Source organism: Flexivirga oryzae (genome assembly GCF_014190805.1).
In the GTDB taxonomy this organism is placed as follows: domain Bacteria; phylum Actinomycetota; class Actinomycetes; order Actinomycetales; family Dermatophilaceae; genus Flexivirga; species Flexivirga oryzae.
On sequence record NZ_JACHVQ010000002.1, the window covers coordinates 229359 to 248168 of the forward strand.

At 67.8% G+C, this 18810-nt stretch carries 15 protein-coding genes; 12 read left to right on the forward strand and 3 right to left on the reverse strand.

Translation table 11 applies throughout. The features are described 5' to 3' along the window. The first annotated feature begins 59 nt into the window (after positions 1 to 59). From treY to FHU39_RS14130, 12 genes are all read left to right on the forward strand, one after another. Positions 60 to 2468, forward strand: a complete 2409-nt coding sequence (gene treY, locus FHU39_RS14075; RefSeq protein ID WP_183321240.1) for a malto-oligosyltrehalose synthase — start codon at positions 60 to 62, stop codon at positions 2466 to 2468. After that, complete coding sequence (gene treZ, locus FHU39_RS14080) at positions 2465 to 4180, forward strand: malto-oligosyltrehalose trehalohydrolase (protein ID WP_183321241.1); 1716 nt, start codon at positions 2465 to 2467, stop codon at positions 4178 to 4180. The genes treY and treZ overlap by 4 nt, the downstream gene beginning before the upstream one ends. Continuing rightward, positions 4177 to 4635 carry a flavodoxin family protein gene (locus tag FHU39_RS14085; protein ID WP_183321242.1) on the forward strand — a complete coding sequence of 153 codons (459 nt, stop codon included), beginning with the start codon at positions 4177 to 4179 and terminating at the stop codon, positions 4633 to 4635. Before treZ ends, FHU39_RS14085 begins: the two co-directional genes overlap by 4 nt. A gap of 81 nt (positions 4636 to 4716) precedes the next feature. Further along, positions 4717 to 6066, forward strand: coding sequence for an MFS transporter (locus FHU39_RS14090; RefSeq protein ID WP_221185538.1), 1350 nt, complete (start codon positions 4717 to 4719; stop codon positions 6064 to 6066). 65 nt (positions 6067 to 6131) lie between these two features. Next, positions 6132 to 7880 (forward strand): 2-succinyl-5-enolpyruvyl-6-hydroxy-3-cyclohexene-1-carboxylic-acid synthase, encoded by a 1749-nt coding sequence (menD, locus tag FHU39_RS14095; protein WP_183321243.1) that lies wholly within the window; start codon positions 6132 to 6134, stop codon positions 7878 to 7880. Positions 7881 to 8105: 225 nt separating this feature from the next. Next, positions 8106 to 9383, forward strand: a complete 1278-nt coding sequence (locus FHU39_RS14100) for an RsbRD N-terminal domain-containing protein (protein ID WP_183321244.1) — start codon at positions 8106 to 8108, stop codon at positions 9381 to 9383. A gap of 91 nt (positions 9384 to 9474) precedes the next feature. Beyond that, on the forward strand, positions 9475 to 10728 hold the full coding sequence (locus FHU39_RS14105) for an ABC transporter substrate-binding protein (RefSeq protein WP_183321245.1): 1254 nt from the start codon (positions 9475 to 9477) through the stop codon (positions 10726 to 10728). 39 nt (positions 10729 to 10767) lie between these two features. Then, positions 10768 to 11643, forward strand: coding sequence for a branched-chain amino acid ABC transporter permease (locus FHU39_RS14110; protein ID WP_183321246.1), 876 nt, complete (start codon positions 10768 to 10770; stop codon positions 11641 to 11643). Continuing rightward, complete coding sequence (locus tag FHU39_RS14115) at positions 11640 to 12683, forward strand: branched-chain amino acid ABC transporter permease (protein ID WP_183321247.1); 1044 nt, start codon at positions 11640 to 11642, stop codon at positions 12681 to 12683. The genes FHU39_RS14110 and FHU39_RS14115 overlap by 4 nt, the downstream gene beginning before the upstream one ends. Then, on the forward strand, positions 12676 to 13422 hold the full coding sequence (locus tag FHU39_RS14120) for an ABC transporter ATP-binding protein (RefSeq protein ID WP_183321248.1): 747 nt from the start codon (positions 12676 to 12678) through the stop codon (positions 13420 to 13422). Before FHU39_RS14115 ends, FHU39_RS14120 begins: the two co-directional genes overlap by 8 nt. After that, positions 13419 to 14129, forward strand: coding sequence for an ABC transporter ATP-binding protein (locus FHU39_RS14125; RefSeq protein ID WP_183321249.1), 711 nt, complete (start codon positions 13419 to 13421; stop codon positions 14127 to 14129). Before FHU39_RS14120 ends, FHU39_RS14125 begins: the two co-directional genes overlap by 4 nt. Then, positions 14122 to 14889 (forward strand): 3-hydroxybutyrate dehydrogenase, encoded by a 768-nt coding sequence (locus tag FHU39_RS14130; protein ID WP_343065901.1) that lies wholly within the window; start codon positions 14122 to 14124, stop codon positions 14887 to 14889. Before FHU39_RS14125 ends, FHU39_RS14130 begins: the two co-directional genes overlap by 8 nt. A 108-nt stretch (positions 14890 to 14997) precedes the next feature. Here the strand turns inward: FHU39_RS14130 and FHU39_RS14135 are convergent, their stop codons facing one another. From FHU39_RS14135 to FHU39_RS14145, 3 genes are read right to left on the reverse strand one after another with little or no spacing between them, the layout of a single operon-like run. Then, complete coding sequence (locus tag FHU39_RS14135) at positions 14998 to 15927, reverse strand: aldose 1-epimerase family protein (protein WP_183321250.1); 930 nt, start codon at positions 15925 to 15927, stop codon at positions 14998 to 15000. Next, positions 15920 to 17557 (reverse strand): AMP-binding protein, encoded by a 1638-nt coding sequence (locus FHU39_RS14140; RefSeq protein WP_183321251.1) that lies wholly within the window; start codon positions 17555 to 17557, stop codon positions 15920 to 15922. Before FHU39_RS14140 ends, FHU39_RS14135 begins: the two co-directional genes overlap by 8 nt. Before the next feature lie 39 nt (positions 17558 to 17596). Further along, a complete protein-coding gene (locus FHU39_RS14145) occupies positions 17597 to 18799 on the reverse strand; it encodes a hypothetical protein (RefSeq protein WP_183321252.1) in 1203 nt (400 codons plus the stop codon). Between the last annotated feature and the right edge of the window lie 11 nt (positions 18800 to 18810).

The following is an 18810-nucleotide window of genomic DNA, read 5'->3' on the forward strand; positions in this document are numbered from 1 at the left end:
ACTGCCACACACCGCCCCGGTCGATCGGCGCGGACCTGCCCTCCGGGCATGATGGGCACATGGCTCGCGACGTGACCGGCACCTATCGGCTGCAGCTGCACGCAGGCTTCACGTTTGCGGATGCGGCGACACAACTGGACTACCTCGCGACCCTGGGTGTCTCCCACGTCTATCTCTCACCGATCCTGCAGGCGGCCCCCGGGTCGATGCACGGGTATGACGTGGTCGACCACTCGCGGATCAGCGACGAGCTGGGCGGACGTGGCGCGTTCGAGCAGTTCGCGACGGCGGCACACAGCCGGGGCCTCGGCATCGTCGTCGACGTCGTGCCCAACCACATGGCGATCAGCGCACCCGAGTCGCTCAACAAACAGCTGTGGGAGCTGTTGCGCGACGGGCGGGACGCGGCGACCGCGCACTGGTTCGACATCGACTGGAAGGCCGGCGGCGGCCGGATCGGCCTGCCGTTCCTCGGGAAACCGCTCGGGGAGGTGCTCGCCGACGGGGAGATCACCCTCGACCGGACCGGCGACGAACCGGTGCTGCGCTACTACGATCACAGCTGGCCGCTGTCGGTCGGCACCGACACCACCGACGATGTCGCCGAACTCCTGGAGCGACAGCACTACCGGCTCGCGCACTGGCGTGCCAAGGACGACGTCCTCAACTACCGACGCTTCTTCGAGGTGGACACGCTGATCGCGATCCGGGTCGAGCAGCAGGACGTCTTCGACGCCACCCACGCACTGCTCCTGGAGTTGAACGACAAGGGCCTGATCGACGGCTTCCGCATCGACCACCCGGACGGTCTCGCGGACCCCACCGGTTACCTGGAACGCCTGTCCGACAAGCGATCTCGCGGCACGAAGGTCTGGATCGAGAAGATCCTCGAGCCCGGTGAGACGCTGCCGCGCGGCTGGAAGTGCGCCGGCACCACGGGGTATGACGCGCTGCGCGTCATCCAGTCGGCGCTCGCCGATCCCGAGCCGGTGGCCACGCTGCGCTCGGCCTGGACGGCGGCCGGCGGGGATCCGGACTACACGCACGCAGTCGACGTGGCGAAGCGGCACGTGATCAGCCGGTCGCTGCAGCCCGAGGTGTCCCGGCTGACCCGCCGCGCGGCGGAGGCTCTGCCAGACCTGGAAGCGGGCCGGTTGCGCGAGGCGATCGTCGAACTCCTCGTCGCCAGCCCGGTGTACCGGGCCTATGTCCGTCCGGGACACCGCACATCGAGCGTCGCGCACGACCTGCTGGACGAGGCACACGCGACCGCCGTTGCGGCACGACCAGATCTGCGGGCCGAACTCGACGCACTGCAGCCGCTGACCATGCTCGGTGACGAGGGCGCGGCGGCCCTGGACTTCGCCGTCCGGCTCCAGCAGACCTGGGGCCCGGTGATGGCCAAGGGGATCGAGGACACGACCTTCTACCGCTGGGCCGAGTTCGTCGCCATGAACGAGGTCGGCAGCGACCCGAGCCGGGTGGGTGAGTCGGCGGCGGACGAGTTGCACACCTGGAGCACCCAGCAGCAGTCCAAGTGGCCGCTCACCATGACCACTCTGTCCACCCACGACACCAAGCGGAGCGAGGACGTTCGCGCACGGCTCATCGCGGTTGGGGGCGACCCCCAGTCGTGGCAGGCCATTTCGCGGGAGTCGCAGAAGGCCGCGAAGTCGGCCAAGGTCGACCCGCGCACCGCGCACTTCGTGTGGCAGACGCTCCTCGGCGTCGGCCCGATCGACGACGAGCGGCTGAGCGGCTATCTGCGGAAGGCGCTGCGCGAGGCGAGCCTGAAGACGACATGGACCGACCAGGACCCGGCCTACGAGCAGCAGGTCATCGATTTCGCGACGTCGGTGTCGGCCGGGGGCCCGGTGCGGGATGCGATCGATACAGCGATCGACCGTAATCGCAACAGCATTCGGGCGCTCACCCTCGGCGCCAAACTACTGCAGATGACGATGCCGGGAGTCCCCGACATCTATCAAGGGACCGAGCTGGTCGACCTTGCGCTGGTCGACCCGGACAACCGGCGGCCCGTCGATTTCGACGCACGTGCGGAGCTCCTGGTGGCTGACACGCCCACCGGCACCGACGCCGAGAAGCTGCACGTCGTCACGGCCGCACTGCATGCCCGACGAGCGCATCCACGCGTCTTCGGTCCGGAATCCTCCTACCGCCCGGCCGTTTCCAGCTCCGAGCACGTCGTGGGCTTCACCCGCTCCGCACCGCCGGGGCGGCTGACCGGGGCGATCGGCCGCGGCGGCCGGGAGACGTTCCTGGCCCTCGCGACTCGGGCGCCGGCACGCCTCGAACGGTCCGGCGGGTGGGCGGACGCAACCCTGGACCTGGCCTCCGGCGAGTGGCGCGACCACCTCTCCGACGTGACGCTGACCAGCGACGGCCAGCTCGCGGTCGCCGACGTGCTGCGTGACTGGCCGGTCGCGCTCCTGGAGCACCTGGTATGAAGCAGTTCCGCGTGTGGGCGCCGAATGCCCGGGACAGCGTCGAATTGGCGTTGGGCGACGCGCGGCTGCCGATGCGGCGCGAGGGCGACTGGTGGTGTCTGGAGGCGGATGCCCTCCCGGGCAACCGTTACGCCTTCGTACTCGACGGCGGCGATGAGCGGCCCGACCCGCGTTCGCTGTCGCAACCGGAGGGGCCGCACGCCCGCTCGGCCGTCGTCGACCTCGGCGCGCACGAGTGGACGGACGGCGACTGGACGGGCGTGCCGCTGCACGGCGGTGTGGTCTACGAGTTGCACGTCGGCACCTTCACCGCGGACGGCACGTTCGACAGCGCTGTCGAACGACTGGATCATCTTGCTGCACTGGGTGTTTCACTCATCGAGGTGATGCCCGTCGCGTCGTTCCCCGGCTCCCGCGGCTGGGGGTACGACGGCGTGGCGCCATACGCCGTGCATGAGGTGTACGGCGGCGCAGCTGCCTGTCAGCGCTTCGTCGACGCCTGCCACGCGCGCGGGATCGGGGTGCTGCTCGACGTGGTCTACAACCACCTCGGTCCGAGCGGCAACTATCTGCCGGAGTTCGGCCCGTACTTCACCGACCACTACTCCACGCCGTGGGGCACGGCGGTCAATCTGGACGACCGCGGCAGCGACGAGGTGCGCGGCTACTTCATCGACAATGCGCTGATGTGGTTGCGGGACTTCCATTTCGACGGTCTGCGGCTCGACGCGGTGCACGAGTTGCACGACGGTCGCGCCGAGCACCTCCTGGAGGAGTTGGCGCGGCGGGTCGACGCCCTTTCCGGTGAGCTCGGCCGATCGCTGACCCTGATCGCCGAGTCCGACCGCAACGACCCGCGCACGGTCGCACCCCGTGACGACTCGGGCGCCGGACTCGGCCTGACCGGTCAGTGGTCGGACGACGTCCATCACGCGTTGCATGTGGCACTGACCGGTGAAACCCAGGGCTACTACGCGGATTTCGCCGATCCGGATGCGTTGGCGAAGGTGCTGCGGACGCCGTTCTTCCACGACGGCACCTGGTCGAGCTTCCGCGGCCGGCACCACGGACGACCGGTCGACCTGGACCGCACACCGGCGTGGCGGTTCGTCGCATCGCTGCAGACGCACGACCAGGTCGGCAACCGCGCGACGGGCGACCGCCTCGCGCAGCTGGTCAGCCCGGGTCGGCTCGCCGCCGGTGCCGCGTTGCTGCTGACGGCGCCATACACACCGATGCTCTTCATGGGCGAGGAGTGGGGAGCGTCGACCCCGTGGCAGTACTTCACCGACCACCAGGAGGCGGACCTCGCGCGCGCAGTCTCCGAGGGACGACGCCGCGAATTCTCTTCCCATGGATGGGATTCGGATGTGCCTGATCCGCAAGCGGTTTCGACATACACCGACTCCAAGCTGAACTGGGCCGAGCTGCAGGACGCCGAGCACGCACGGCTGCTCGACTGGTATGCCGCACTGATCCGGTTGCGACGTGCGGTGCCGGACTTCACCGCCGCCGACGCGCCACGGGTGTACCGCAACGGCGCAGCGATCCGGGTGCACCGCGGCAACCACGTCGTGGTGGCCAATCTGGGGTCCTACGAGGCGGCCATGCCCGGCGAGCTGGTGCTCGCCTTCGGCGCGGTGACCGGCGGCGACGACACCCCCGTGAACATCGGCCCGGACTCCGTCGCCATCGTGAGAACGGCTCCATGAGAACGCTGCTCGTCCTGCATCACTCCCCCACGCCGCGGTTGCGCTCGCTGCTCGACGCGGTGCTCGCGGGCGCACAACACGAGGATCTACCGCCGCTCGAGGTGCACGTGGTCGAAGCGCTCCAGGTCACGATCGACGACTTCCTGTCCGCGGACGGCTATCTGCTCGGCACGCCGGCCAACTTCGGTTACATGTCGGGTGCGATGAAGCACGCGTTCGACTCGACCTACGACGACACCCGGGGCAAGGTGTCGCGCCGGCCGTACTCGTTCTGGATCCACGGCCGCTCCGACACCACCGGCGCGCGCCGGTCGCTGGAGTCCATCACGACCGGGCTCGAGTGGCGGCTGGCCGCGCAACCGGTGGAGATCCTGCGGGTCGAATCCGACGAGCAGCGCGAGGCGCTCACCGAACTGGGCGGCACCATGGCAGCCCTCGTCGCCGACCTCGGCTGACGCCGCACCCGCGACACCCGGGCACCCGCACAGCCGAAACTCAGGTGACGGTTGTCGGTCCCTCGTGGTCGACTGGCAGTTGTGTCTTTTACCCGCGTGCGCTCCGGACTCCGGCAGCTGATCCCACCGACTCCGCTGTCGCAGCGGCTGGCGCTGCAGTCCCTGCTGTTCGCGACCGGGGAAGGGACATTTCTCACCGGCAGCGCGGTGTTCTTCACCCAGGTCGTCGGCCTGTCGGCCGCGCAGGTGGGCCTGGGCCTGACCGTCGCCGGCGTGGTGTCGTTCATCGTGGCCTATCCGGCGGGTCGCGTGGTCGACGTGCTCGGCCCGAAGCGCATGTGGTCGGTGGGCGCACTCGTGGGGGCGTTGATGTTCGGGCTGTGGCCGTTCATGAACGGCTTCGCGCCATACCTGCTCATGGTGGTGGCCTTCGAGATCATCGGTAACGCGGGCGGCGCGGGCCGCAACGCCTACATCCTCGACGTCATGCCCGAGGCGGAGCGCGTCGAGACGCAGGCGTACATGTATTCCTCGCTCAACGTCGGTTTCACCCTCGGCGCCATCATCGGCGGCGTGGCGCTGGCCTTCGACAACCTCACGGTCATGCGCTGGCTCCCGTTGCTGACGCTGGCGATCGGAGTGCTCAACGCCTATTGGATCTCCCGGCTGCCACGCGCGTCGCACGACCTGCGGGTCGCCAACCGGGCGAAGCGAGCGGACCGCGATCCCACTGCGCGCCGCGAACGGATCCCGGGGAGAGGGCCGCTGCAGAACGTCGGGTGGATGGTCCTGAACCTCTTCGCCGGGACGATGTTCACCAACCAGGTGCTGCTCAACGTGGTGATCCCCTTGTGGCTGGTCGAGGCGACCGACTCGCCGCACTGGCTGCTGGCCTGGCTGTTCGGCACCAACACCGTCCTGTGCATCTTCCTCCCGGCATACACCTCGCGCGGGGTGCGCACGGTCGACCACGCGATCCGGGCGATCTGGATCTCCGCCGCCTTCTTCGTGCTGTCCTGCCTCATCACGATGGTCACGCACAGCACCACCGGGCTGCTCACGATCTTCCTGGTCTGGCTCGGGCACGTCGCCGTGACGGGCGCGGAACTGGCGAATTCGGCCGGCAACTTCGCGTTCGCGTCGCTGCTGATGGACCCTCGCCGGCGCGGCGAATACGGTGGGGTCGCAGAGGTTTTCGGGACGCTCGGCGGGCGCTGGGCACCGGCGGCATACACCTTCCTGGCGCTGAGCTGGGGTGGCCCCGGCTGGCTGGTCATCGCGGGCATCGTGGTGGTCGCCGCCCTCGGCACCGGGCCCGCAGCACACGCTGCGGAACGCTTCATCCAGCGTGAGCTGCCGGGGACCAAGGCGGCCACCGTCAGTGCTGCCGACGGCCCGCTCCCGGCGACCGACGATCCCCTCGTCGACTGACGATGTGGCTGGGCCGTCGCTCGCCGAGGAAGCCGTCACCGGCGGGCAAGGGGTGATGCGCGAAGATGGCAGGCGTGAACCCTTCCACCGCCATCGCGACCGTGCTGCTGGACGAGCTCATCCGACAGGGTGTGCGGGATGTCGTGCTGGCGCCGGGCTCTCGCTCCGCGCCGCTGGCGTATGCCGCCGAGGCGGCGGAGCGGGCCGGGCGGGTCCGGCTGCACGTCCGGGTGGACGAACGGTCCGCGGCATACCTCGCTCTCGGGTTGGCGAAGACCGCCCGTATGCCGGTCCCGGTCATCACCACCAGCGGCACCGCGGTGGCCAACCTGCACCCGGCCGTGCTCGAGGCGTCCCAGGGGTATGTGCCGCTCATCCTGCTGACGGCCGATCGACCGCAGGAGCTGCGGGGCACCGGTGCCAACCAGACCACCGACCAGGTCAAGATCTTCGGCTCGGCAACCCGGTGGTTCCACGAGTTCGGCACCCCCGAGCGTCGCGCCGGGCAACAGGGCATCTGGCGTTCGGTCATCGGCCGCGCCGTCGCGGAGTCGCGCGGTTACCCGTCCGGCGACCCGGGGCCGGTCCACCTCAACGTTCCGCTCCGCGATCCGCTCGTGCCGGATCAACTCGACGAGACCGACGTCGACTGGCCCGAGGGCCTGGACGGCCGGCCGCACGGTGAGGCGTGGCTCAGCCTGCGGCAGCCCGACTCGCACCCGCGTGGCGTGGTGACCGGTCCGGGCATCGCACCGGTGCCGCGCACCCTCGTGCTGCTCGGCCACCTGCCCACCCCCCACCACTCGTCCGAGCTGGCCGAACTCGCCGACGCGGCGGGCTGGCCGATCATGGCCGAGCCGTTCGGCGCCTACCGACGTGGCCGGGTGACGCCTAACGGGCCGCTGGTGTTGCGCGCACACGACTGGGTCGACCAGCACCTCCCGGAGCGGGTGCTGGTCGGCGGGCGCGTCACATTGGACCGGGAGGTGGCGCGGCTGTTGCGCAATCCCGCCGTCACGGTCGAGTCCGTCACGCCGCTGACCTCGTGGGCGGATCCAGGACATGTGGTGCGCCGCGTCCACGACTGGGACGACATCGAGCGGAGCCATCAGGCCGTGGCGTCCTGCGTGGATCGCGCGTGGGCGTCGCAGTGGCGGACCGCCGGACAGGTCGTCGCCGCGGCGGCCGAGCCGCTCATCGAAGGCAGCTGGCCGAGCGGTCCCGCGATCGCACGCACCGTCGTGCACAACCTGCCCGCCGAGTCGGGGCTGTACCTCGGGTCGTCGAACACCGCACGCGACGTGGACCTGGCCCGCGACCCGCGCGAGATCATGCCCGGCGTCGTCGCGGTCGGCAACCGCGGACTGTCCGGCATCGACGGAGTCGTGTCCTCGGCAATCGGCTTCGCACTCTCCCGCGCCCCGCATCCGTCGTTCGCGCTGATGGGCGACCTGACCTTCCTGCACGACACCAACGCGCTGCTGATCGGCCCGCGCGAGCCACGCCCCGACCTGACCATCATCGTGATGAACGACAACGGCGGCGGCATCTTCGGAACACTCGAACCGGGTCGCGAGTCACTCGCCGGGCCGTACGAGCGTATCTTCGCGACGCCGACCGACACCAACGTCAGTGAGCTGTGCGCCGCACACCACATCGAGCACGAGTATGTCGCTCAAGCCGACGTCCTGGCCGAGCGGATCTCCCGGCCCGCCAAGGGGATCCGGGTGTGCGAGGTGCCGATCGATCGGGCCGGTCAGCGGGAGTTCCGCGCCGAACTCGCCGCCGCAGCGGCAGCAGCGCTCACCCCCTGACCCCTCTTCACCGACAGGACACGAACGCACTCGAGAGGACACGAAAATCGGCTTCACGGGGCCGGTGCTTCGTGTCCTGTGGATGTGTTTTTGGTCCGTTCGGTCAGCCATGTGTCCGTTCGGGACAACTTCGACCGGCTTTTTGACCACGACCGCCACTTGTTCTGATCCCACTCGACCCGGCACCGTATATGAGAGATGATTCAGATAGCAGAAAGGTGAGTCGTGAGCGCCGTGCCTTCGTATTCGGCTCCCGAACCGGCGCTCGGTCGCATGATCGATACGTATGCCACGCTGTCGCCCGCCGCTCGCCGCGCGCTGGTAGCGATCGCGGATCATCTCGAGCCCAGCAGTGACGAGATCGCCGACGTCATGGTGATCAGCTACGTGCGGGAGATCCCGCAGTACGCGACCATCACCGACGAAGGCATGTTGGCCGATGTGCACTCCGTCTCCTCCGTGCTGGTGCGGTGCTGGCTGCGTATGCTGCGCAGCGGCAGCCCGGCCGACCCGGATCTGATGGCCCTCATCCAGGACGGTGCCCGCCGCCGAGCCGCGCAGGGCATGGACCTGAGCGCACTGCTGCGCGCCTACCGACTCGGCGTGCGCTCCATGTGGACCCAGATGACCGAGAGCCCGGACTGGCGGGCGTCCTCGAGCCTGCGCAAGTCGGCCGACCGCGTGACGGCGTGGGTGCTCGACTACAGCGACCTGCTGTGCACCCAGGTGGAGTCGTGCTACCTGGAGGAGTCCCACCGCGTCGCGCAGCAACGCGAGTACCGCCGCTCAGCGCTGCTGAACGCCATACTCACCAACACCGGTGACTCCGAGACGCGGAACTCCGAACTGTGCCGGCCGCACGTGCTCGCGGTGCTCGAGGTGGCCAACGATCGCAGTCTGTGCCAACTCGAGAGCCTCGGCCACACCATGGAGCGATCGGCCGGCGCGACCTTGTGGACCGTGCGCCACACCAGCGTGGTCGCAGCCGTCCCGATGACCTCTGTCGTGCATCGCAGCACGCTTCGTCAGCAACTGGAACACATTGTCTCGCAGGATGATTCACTGGCAGCAGGCCTTGGCGGCAGCGCCCGCAGCGGTCGCGACTCGCGCAGCAGTTACGTCGAGGCCACCGACGCGATCCGGGTGGGCCGTGCGGCCGACAACACCTCCCGTCGCGTCTACGACTACCTGGAGCTCGCGCCGCTGATCGAGTTGCTCCGCCATCCCGAACGCGCTCGACGCTTCGCCAGCGCAGTGCTCGAACCGTTCGGGCCGATCTCGCACCGGTCCTGGATGCTGCCGACGCTCGAGGCCTACCTCGTCCACAGCGGGCGACAACGTGACATGGCCGAAACACTCTCCGTGCACGTCAGCACGGTGAAATACCGCCTCAGCGAGATGCGCGCCTCCTGTCACGTGCAGCTCGAGGACGGGCGGCAATCGGGCAACCTGCTGCTCGCCATACGACTCCAGCAGGTGCTCAACACCGACAACTCCCCCTAGAAGACACGTACGCCACCGCCGCACGGGAGCGTCCCGTCCGGCGGCGATACCCCACGCCCTCCAACACCCTCGAAAGACAAGGCGAAAGATCATGATGCGCAAGAACCTCACCGCCGTGCTGGCTGCAACCCTGCTCGTCGGTCCGCTCGCAGCGTGCGGTAGCAGCGGCGGATCCGGAAGTGGCGCAGGCGGATCCGGCGGAAGCGTCACTGTCGGCGAGTCGACGTCACTGAGCGGGTCGATCGCGAACCTCGGCCAGACCGGCCTGCAGGGCCTGCAGATGGCGGTCGACGACATCAACGCCAAGGGCGGCCTGCTCGGCAAGAAGGTCAAGGTGGTCAGCGCCGACGACAACGCCCAACCGGCGACCGGTGCTGCCAACGCACGCTCGATGATCACCAAGGACAAGGCTGTTGCGCTCTTCGGCCCGGTGTCGAGTGCGGTCGCGTCGGCCGAGGAACAGGTCGCCGAGCAGTACAAGACGCCGATCTTCTTCCACACCTCCAACGACGTCAGCCTGATGACGAAGACCTTCACGCCGTACGCGTTCCAGAACGTCCCGAACACCACGATGGAGCCGCGCGCCGTCGCCGACTACCTCGCCAAGAAGGTCGGCAGCAAGCAGATCACCATCGCCACCTTCGCGCCGGACTACAGCTTCGGCCACGACACCGTCGACGGCTTCCTGCAGGCGCTGAAGAAGCTGCACGTCAACTACAAGCTGGTCAAGCAGGAGTTCCCGCCGCTGGGCGCGAGCAACATCAGCTCCTACCTGTCGGCGCTGGTGTCGGCGCACCCGCAGTACGTCTTCAACGCGCAGTACGGCGGTGACCTCGTGGCGTTCACGAAGCAGGCGTCGCAGTTCGGATTCTTCAAGGACACCACCGTGATTGCGATGTACGCCTATGCGCCGCTGGATGCGCTGGGCAGTGCCGCACCCACCGGCGCGATCGGGTTCGACCGGGCGGCGTTCTGGGCGATCAAGAACCCGGAGATGAGCAAGTTCGTCACCGCCTACAAGGCGAAGTACAAGAAGTATCCGACCGAATGGGCGATCCTTGCGTACGCTTCGGCCCAGGAGTGGGCGTATGGCGTCAAGAAGGCCGGCAGCTTCGACTCCGACAAGGTCATCAAGGAGATCCCGGGCGCGACGGTGCCGACGATCATCGGCGACATGAAGATCCGCGAGTGCGACCACCAGGCCGAAGTGCCGGAGTATGTGGGCACGATCAGCAAGACGGCGAGCTCGCAGTACGGCGGACTGCACCTCTACGACAACATCTTCACGGCGCCGTTCAACGACATCGCGCTGACCTGCGACGAGGCGAAGGCACTGCAGCAGTGACCCGGCGTCCGGACGACCGCCTCGCGAGGGGGTCCTGACATGGACAGTGGCTCGATCATCACCAACCTGATCGGCATCCTGACCACGGCGGGAACGCTCTTCATGGTTGCCGCCGGCCTGACCCTCGTGTTCGGGGCATTGCGGCTGATCAACATCGCACACGGCAGTTTCTACATGTACGGCGCGTACTTCGCGACGACGCTGAGCGCGCACCTGGCAGGAGCCGGGTTCTGGGTCGCCCTCGTGGTGTGTCCACTGGCGGTCGCCGTGATGGGCGCGCTCGTCGAGGTGCTCGTCCTGCGTCGGCTGTACCGCAGGGAGCACCTCACCCAGTTGCTGGCGACCTTCGCGCTGCTGCTCATCTTCGCGGACATCGCGCTTCGCCTGTGGGGCAAGGACGTCCGTAGTATCAAGCCGCCGAGCGCGCTGAGCGGGCACTTCCAGTTCGCCGGTGCCGCTGTTCCGATCTACAACCTCTTCGTGATCGGTGTCGCCGTCCTGGTGGCAGTGGGACTGTGGGCGCTGATGAGCCGGACCAAACTGGGCTGGCGCATCCGGGCCGTGGTCGACGACCCCGAGGTGCTCGCATCGTCCGGCACCAACGTGCCGCTGATCCTGACCGGTGTGTTCGCCCTCGGTGCGTTGCTGGCAGGACTCAGCGGAGTCGTGATCGCGCCGCAGCAGGCCGTGCAACCGGGCATGGACGCGGAGATCATCGTCGCGGCGTTCATCGTGGCGGTGATCGGTGGCCTGGGCTCGATCGTGGGCGCCGCCGTCGGATCACTGGTCATCGGCGTCGTGGAGACCCTCGGCGCGGTCTGGACCCCCAGTTGGGCCTCGACGTTCATCTACGCGTTGATGATCCTGGTGCTCGCGATCCGCCCCTGGGGCCTGTTCGGGGAGGCGGAACGATGACCACCAACGGCACACCCGCGTCCACTACGACGTCCGAGGACGCCACGGTGGAGTCATCGAAACCTGCTGCCACTCGGCCGGGTCCGACACTTTGGCGAAACATCGCCACACCGGTCGTGCTGACCGCCCTGATGGTCGTGCTCGGCTTCGTCGTCGGCGAAGACACGCTCACGACACTGGAGGAGGTCCTGGCGCTGGTGGTCTTCGCCACCGCGACGAACCTGCTCCTCGGGCAGGGCGGACTGGTCAGCTTCGGCCAGGCGGTGTTCTACGGAATCGGCGCGTACACCGTGGCGCTCGGCTGGCTGCACTGGCACCTGTCGTTCTGGCTCACCTTCTTCCTCGCACCCGTGGTGAGCGCGCTGGTCGCCATACCCGTCGGGCTAGTGGCACTGCGCGCCCGGCGGCTCTACTTCGCTCTGTCCACCCTGGCGTTCTCCGAACTGGCGTACCAGCTGGCCGAATCCAGGTACGACTTCACCCAGGGTGCCAACGGCGTGTTCGGACCGTTCGTCCCGAGCGCCCTCACCGACCCGATCAGGGGCTATCTCTTCCTGCTCGCGATCACCGTGATCAGCTTGCTGCTCATGTGGAAGGTGACGAGGTCGCCGTTCGGGCTGGTGTTGCGGTCGATCCGGGAGAACCGGGAGCGGATGCAGGCACTGGGCGTGAACGTCTACTGGCACCAGCTCATCGCCTTCGTCGTGTCCGGCTTCTTCTGCGGACTCGCCGGTGCCATGTTCGTCATCTACAGCCAATCCTCTTATCCGGAGCTGCTGGACTGGACGACCTCCGGATCGCCGATCTTCATGGCGGTGATCGGTGGCATGGGCACCTTCCTGGGCCCTGCGCTGGGTGCGTTCATCTACCAGTTCGGCCACGACGAACTCGTGCGCTACGTCAGCGACTGGCAGCTCGTACTCGGCGGGGTGCTGTTGCTGATCGTCATGTTCTGGCCGGACGGCATCCTCGGCTCGCTCACCAAGGTGAAGTGGTCCGAGTTGCGAAAGTCATTGAAGAGAGGCGGATCCGATGAGTGACCTCCTGGTCGCATCAGGCCTGGTGCGCGCCTTCGGCAGCTTCCATGCGGTGGACGGCGTCGACCTCACGGTCGCCGAGGGCACCATCCATTCCGTGATCGGCCCGAACGGCGCGGGAAAGACCACGTTGTTCCGGCTGCTGACCGGCATCCTCCGACCGACGTCCGGCAGGCTGGACTTCGACGGCGACCAGATCGGCGGGAAACCGCCGGACGTGGTTGCCCGGCTCGGCCTGGCGCAGGCCTTCCAGACCACGAACATCTTCCCCCGGATGACGGTGCTGGAGTCGGTTCGCGCTGCACTGGTCAGCCGGCATCGACGAACGAGAGACATGTTGAGCTGGTTCCACTCGCGACTGACCGACGAAGCGATGGAAGTCATTGACCGCGTGGGCCTCTCGGAGTTCGCCGACGTCGAGTCGCAGACCCTGTCGCACGGTGACCAGCGCGCGCTCGAGGTCGCACTCGCTCTCGCGATGCGGCCGCGGCTGCTGTTGCTCGACGAGCCCACGGCCGGGATGTCACCCTTCGAATCCCAGAGGATGGTCGCGCTCGTCCAGGGCCTCACCCGTGACATGGGCCTGACCGTCATCCTCTCCGAGCACGACATGGACACCGTGTTCGGAATCTCGGACGAGGTCACCGTCATGCACCAGGGCAAGGTCATCGCCGACGGTCCCGCGGCCGAGGTCCGTGCCAACGACGAAGTGATGGCCATCTACCTCGGGAGCGAAGCATGACCCTGTCGGTGCAGGACGTTCACACCTACTACGGCAGAAGCCATGTGTTGCAAGGTATCTCACTCGATGTCGCCGACGGGGAAACGGTTGCCCTGCTCGGCCGCAACGGCGCCGGCAAGACCACGACGATGCGCAGCATCGTCGGGCTCACCCCGGCGCGTCGTGGTCGGATCACCCTGGACGGCACGGACATCACCGGTCTGACGACACATCGGATCGCGCGACACGGGATCGCGTTCGTTCCCAGTGGCCGCCGCGCCTACGCGTCCCTCACCGTCCGGCAGAACCTTGCGCTCTCGATACGCCGGAGCAGCGACTCGGGCGGCTGGACACTCGACCGGGTGCTGGAGACCTTCCCGAAACTTCAGCAGTTGAGCGACCGCCGCGCCGGGCACCTTTCCGGTGGCGAGCAACAGATGTTGAAGCTCGGGCGAGCACTGCTCAGCGTCCCCAGGATCCTATTGCTCGACGAGCCCACCGAGGGCTTGTCGCCGGCCATCGTGTCCGATCTGGGCCGATGGTTGGGCATCCTCAAGGAGGAGAAGATCACTGTGCTCATCACCGAGCAGAACGCCTTGTTCGCATTGAAATACGCCGATCGCGGTTACATCATCGAGAAGGGACTCGTTCGCCACGAAGCCCCCGCCTCGGAGCTGAGGGAGAGCACCGAGATCCAGCGCTACCTGGGGGTGGCCGCCAGTGCCTGAGACGCTGCGGGGAAAGCACGCGATCGTCACCGGCGCCGCATCGGGGATCGGGCTGGCCGTCACGCAGCAGCTCGCGGCCGACGGGTGTGCGGTGACGGCTGTCGACCTCGCGGGACCGCCGCTGGACGAGCTCGCCAGAGCCCACCCGCGGGTCCGGATCGCGCCGTGCGACCTGGGGCATCCGTCGGAGATACACCGCCTGGTCGCGCAGGTCGACAACGCCGACATCATCGTGAACAACGCCGGCATCCAACGGGTTCACCCGGTCGAGGAGTTTCCGGAGGAGGAGTGGGACACGATGATTGCGGTCATGCTGACCGCGCCATACCTCCTGACGAAGCTGTGTCTGCCGGGCATGTACGAGCGGGGTTGGGGCCGGGTGATCAACGTGTCATCGGTGCACGGGTTGGTGGCTTCGCCGTACAAGAGCTGTTACGTCGCGTGCAAGCACGCGCTGATCGGCTTCACCAAGGCGCTCGCGCTGGAGGCGGGTGCCCGTTGCTCCGACGTGACCACACACGCGATCTGCCCGAGCTATGTGCGAACACCGTTGGTGGAGAAGCAGATTGCCGATCAGGCGAAGGCGCACAGGCTCGACGAGTCGGAAGTCGTAGAGCAGGTCATGCTGTCCTCCAACGCGGTCCGTCGTCTGATCGAGCCGGAGGAGGTCGCCGAGGCGGTGCGCTACGTGTGCAGGGACGGCGCCTGGTCGATGAGTGGCGCGGCGCTCACCCTCGACGCCGGCTGGCTCGCGCACTGACCTCTTCACCGAGAGGCCCAGAAAATGCCCACAGGCTCACGTATACGTCCGGGTTTGCCCCCGTATACGTGGGCCTGTCGGTCGTTGGTGAGCCTCTCGGTGGGTTGGTCAGCCGTCGTAGGAGATGCCCCAGGACGCCGACCAGGTGTCCCCCGGCTCGAGCACCACGAGCGCCTCGCCCGTGACGAATGCGTTGGCCGGACAGGTCATCGGCTCGACCGCCACTCCGGTATGCCGGGCACGGTCGCCAGGCAGCGAGTCGCCGGTGAAGAGCTGTGTGTAGGGGAACGAATCCGCTTCTGCCCACAGTGTTGTCGAGCGTCCTTCGCTGCTGATACTGATCCGCCACCGGCCGTCGTCGTCGGCTGTCAGGTCGGTGAACGCCGTGTCCAGCAGGGTGCCGGCGATCGGCTGAGGGGTCCGGAAATCGACGTCCGCGCCGTCGACGGGCTCGACCCCGGTCGGCAGCAACCGGTCGTCGACGGTGCAGTAGCTCCGCGCCGGCAGCGACAAACTGAGCTCGTCCACCGCCCCTTCCCCGACCGTCAGGTAGGGGTGTGCACCGAAGCCGAACGGCACCGCAACCGTCCCGACATTCGTCGCTGACGGCGTCACTGTCAGGCCGCCGTCGTCGAGCACGTAACGCACCGTCAGGTCGACGATACCGTCCCAGCCCGGCCCCGGCATCAGCCGAAACCCCACGGTGGCAGCGGATTCGGACCGCTCGACCAGCGACCACTGCTCCCACCGCACCAGCCCGTGCGACGCGTTGCGTCGTGCCGGCTCGGTCAGCGGCAACTGCTGGGCCTTCCCGTTGAAGGTGTACTTGCCGTCCGCGATCCGGTTCGGCCACGGCATGAGCAGCTGTCCGCGGCCCGCGTCGGCGCGCGCGTCGTCCGGGTAGCCGTGCAGGACGGGACGCGTGCCGGCGACATACGACCTGATGCCGCCGCCGACGCTCACCACGGTCAGTCGCTGGTCACCGTGGCCGATCTCCCATTGCTCACCGGACGGTGAAATGCGTTGTGTGTCAGTCATTGGCGAGCAGTTTAGTGGCTGCTTCCCGCATCTCCACCTTGCGGATCTTGCCGGTGACGGTCATCGGGAACTCGTCGGTGACGTGCACGTAGCGCGGGACCTTGTAGTGAGCCAGCTTGCCGTCGCAGAACACCCGGATGTCATCGGCCGTCAGCGGCTGCTCACCGGAGCGCATGATGACCCACGCCATGAGTTCCTCGCCGTACTTCTCGTCCGGGACGCCGATCACCTGGACGTCGGCGATCTTCGGGTGCGTGTAGAGGAACTCCTCGACCTCTCGGGGGTAGATGTTCTCACCGCCGCGGATGACCAGGTCCTTGATCCGGCCGACGACGTTGACGTAACCGTCGTCGTCCATCGTCGCGAGGTCACCCGTATGCATCCAACGCGCCCGGTCGATGGCCTCCGCGGTCTTGTCGGCCTGCTCCCAGTAGCCGAGCATCACACTGTAGCCGCGGGTGCACAACTCGCCCGTGCCACCGCGAGGGGCCGTCAATCCCGTTGCCGGGTCGACGATCTTGACCTCCAGGTGCGGCATCACCCGGCCGACGGTCTCGGTCCGGCGGGCCAGGTTGTCATCATCCCGCGTCATCGTCGAGACCGGTGACGTCTCGGTCATCCCGTAGCAGATCGCCACCTCTGCCATGTTCATCTCGGCGATCACCCGCTTCATCACCTCGACCGGACACGGCGAGCCGGCCATGATCCCGGTGCGCAACGTGCTCAGGTCGTAGCTGTCCTCCCCCTTGTCGATGAGGGCGAGCTCGGCGATGAACATCGTGGGCACGCCATACAGCGACGTGCAGCCCTCCGCCGCAACGGCTTCCAAGGTCGCAGCAGGCTCGAACGACGGCGCAGGGATCACCATGCAGCATCCATGGGAGGTAGCCGCCAGGTTGCCCATCACCATCCCGAAGCAGTGGTAGAAGGGCACCGGCAAGCAGATGCGGTCCTGCTCGGTGTAGTTCACCAACTCGCCCACGAAATAGCCGTTGTTGAGGATGTTGTGGTGCGAAAGGGTGGCACCCTTGGGGAATCCTGTTGTGCCCGAGGTGTATTGGATGTTGATCGGGTCATCGGCCGACAGCCCTTCGGACCGCTGCACCAGCTCCTCCGCCGTCGTCCCGGGCGCGCCAGCCACGAGCGCGTCCCAGGTCGGGTCACCGATGTAGACGACGTCGGTCAGCGAGCGGCATTCGCCACGCACCTGCTCGACCATCGAGCGGTAGTCGGACGTCTTGTGGGTCTGCGCGCTGACGAGCATCCGCATGCCCGACTGGTTGACGACATACGACAGCTCGTGGGAGCGGTATGCCGGATTGACGCACACCATGATCGCGCCGATACGTGCAGTGGCGTACTGCACCAGCGTCCACTCCGGACAGTTGGGTGACCAGATGCCGACGCGATCGCCCTTGTCGATGCCGGCAGCCATCAGACCGCGCGCCACCTCGTCGACGGCCGCGTCGAACTCGGCATACGTCCACCGACGTCCACTCGGCAGGTCGACCATGGCGTCACGCGCCGCGAAACGCTCGACGGTGCGCCGGAGGTTGTCGCCGATCGTGTCGCCGAGCAGGGGCGCACCGGACGTGCCGCTGCTGTATGACGGGTGGCTGGTCTCGGACATCGATGACCTCCTGGAGCTGGCGATGTGTCGCCTCTCACATTAGGTCAGTGACCGCCGGGACGGCATCGCCTTGTCCAAGGTCCGCGCCAACCGGGCGGCGTGACGGGTGCCGATGACGTAGACCCCGAGGTCCACGGCGGTGTTTCGGGTGTCGCTGACGCTGTAGCCGTTCAGGATCACCGACGGCATGGCCGCGGGCACGCGGGCCGGATCCACCCGGACGACGAGGACGGTGCGCACGCCGATCCCGGTGAAGTTGCCCCAGTTGCCGACCCGTTTGCCGGGCCGTGCGGGCAGCTCGAAGTCCCCTTCCGGGAAAGGAGACCGAGGAACCGCGACCCGCGCGCGGGTGCGGGGACACACCGTCCACGCGACCACCTCCTCCAACGGTATGTCCTGCCGTTTCCAGCCCCGGCCGATCCGTGGTGCGAGGATCGCGCCGATCGTGAGGACTCCGCCGCGCAGTTCGATCCCGTACGGCACGAAGATGAGGATCGCGACCAGCAGGAAGATGATCACGATCAGCGGGACCATCAGGACACCCACCCAGCCGCCGCCGAGGCGCGCCATACCCCAGATGACGGCAACCCCGGCCAGGACACACCCGGTGAGCAGCAGCCAGGGCACTTCACTCAGCTGCTCGGAGTAGCCGGCGGAGCGATCGACCGGCGCGCGCACCCAGGACGGCGTCGTGAACAGGCGCGGGTCCGGTGGGCCGACCACCGATCCGACGATCGGCTGGACGCCCTGCGACACGGCCCGGGCCTGCGCGCCGAGCACCCGCGCCCGCTGCGCGGCACTCGGGGTCCGGGACATGTTCACCCCGAGGATCCCCACCCCGGCGCACATGGCCGCACCGGTCAACCCGGCCCCTGCACCAGAGGTGTCGCCGCGTATCAGGCCGGTGGTTTCGACGCAGAGGATCACGGCCGCCAACCCGAGGAACACGATCGCCACTGTCACGCCGCCTGCTCGACGGGCGGTCGAGACCACCGGAAGCCCGGGAAGCGTCTCGGGCACACCACGGCGGCGGGCGGCGCGACCTGCGCGGGTCGCGAGCCAGGTCACCAGCACGATGACGCAGCCACTGACGACGAGCCCGCCGACCTTTCCACCGGTGTCGGTCGTCCTGTCGAACACCCCGGTGATGAAGACCAGCACCGCGAACAGGTCGAGCAGGACGAGCACCACAGCGGCCGTGATGAACGGCCACCGACGGCGACCTCGATCCAGTGCTTGCATGCTCCCCCTCG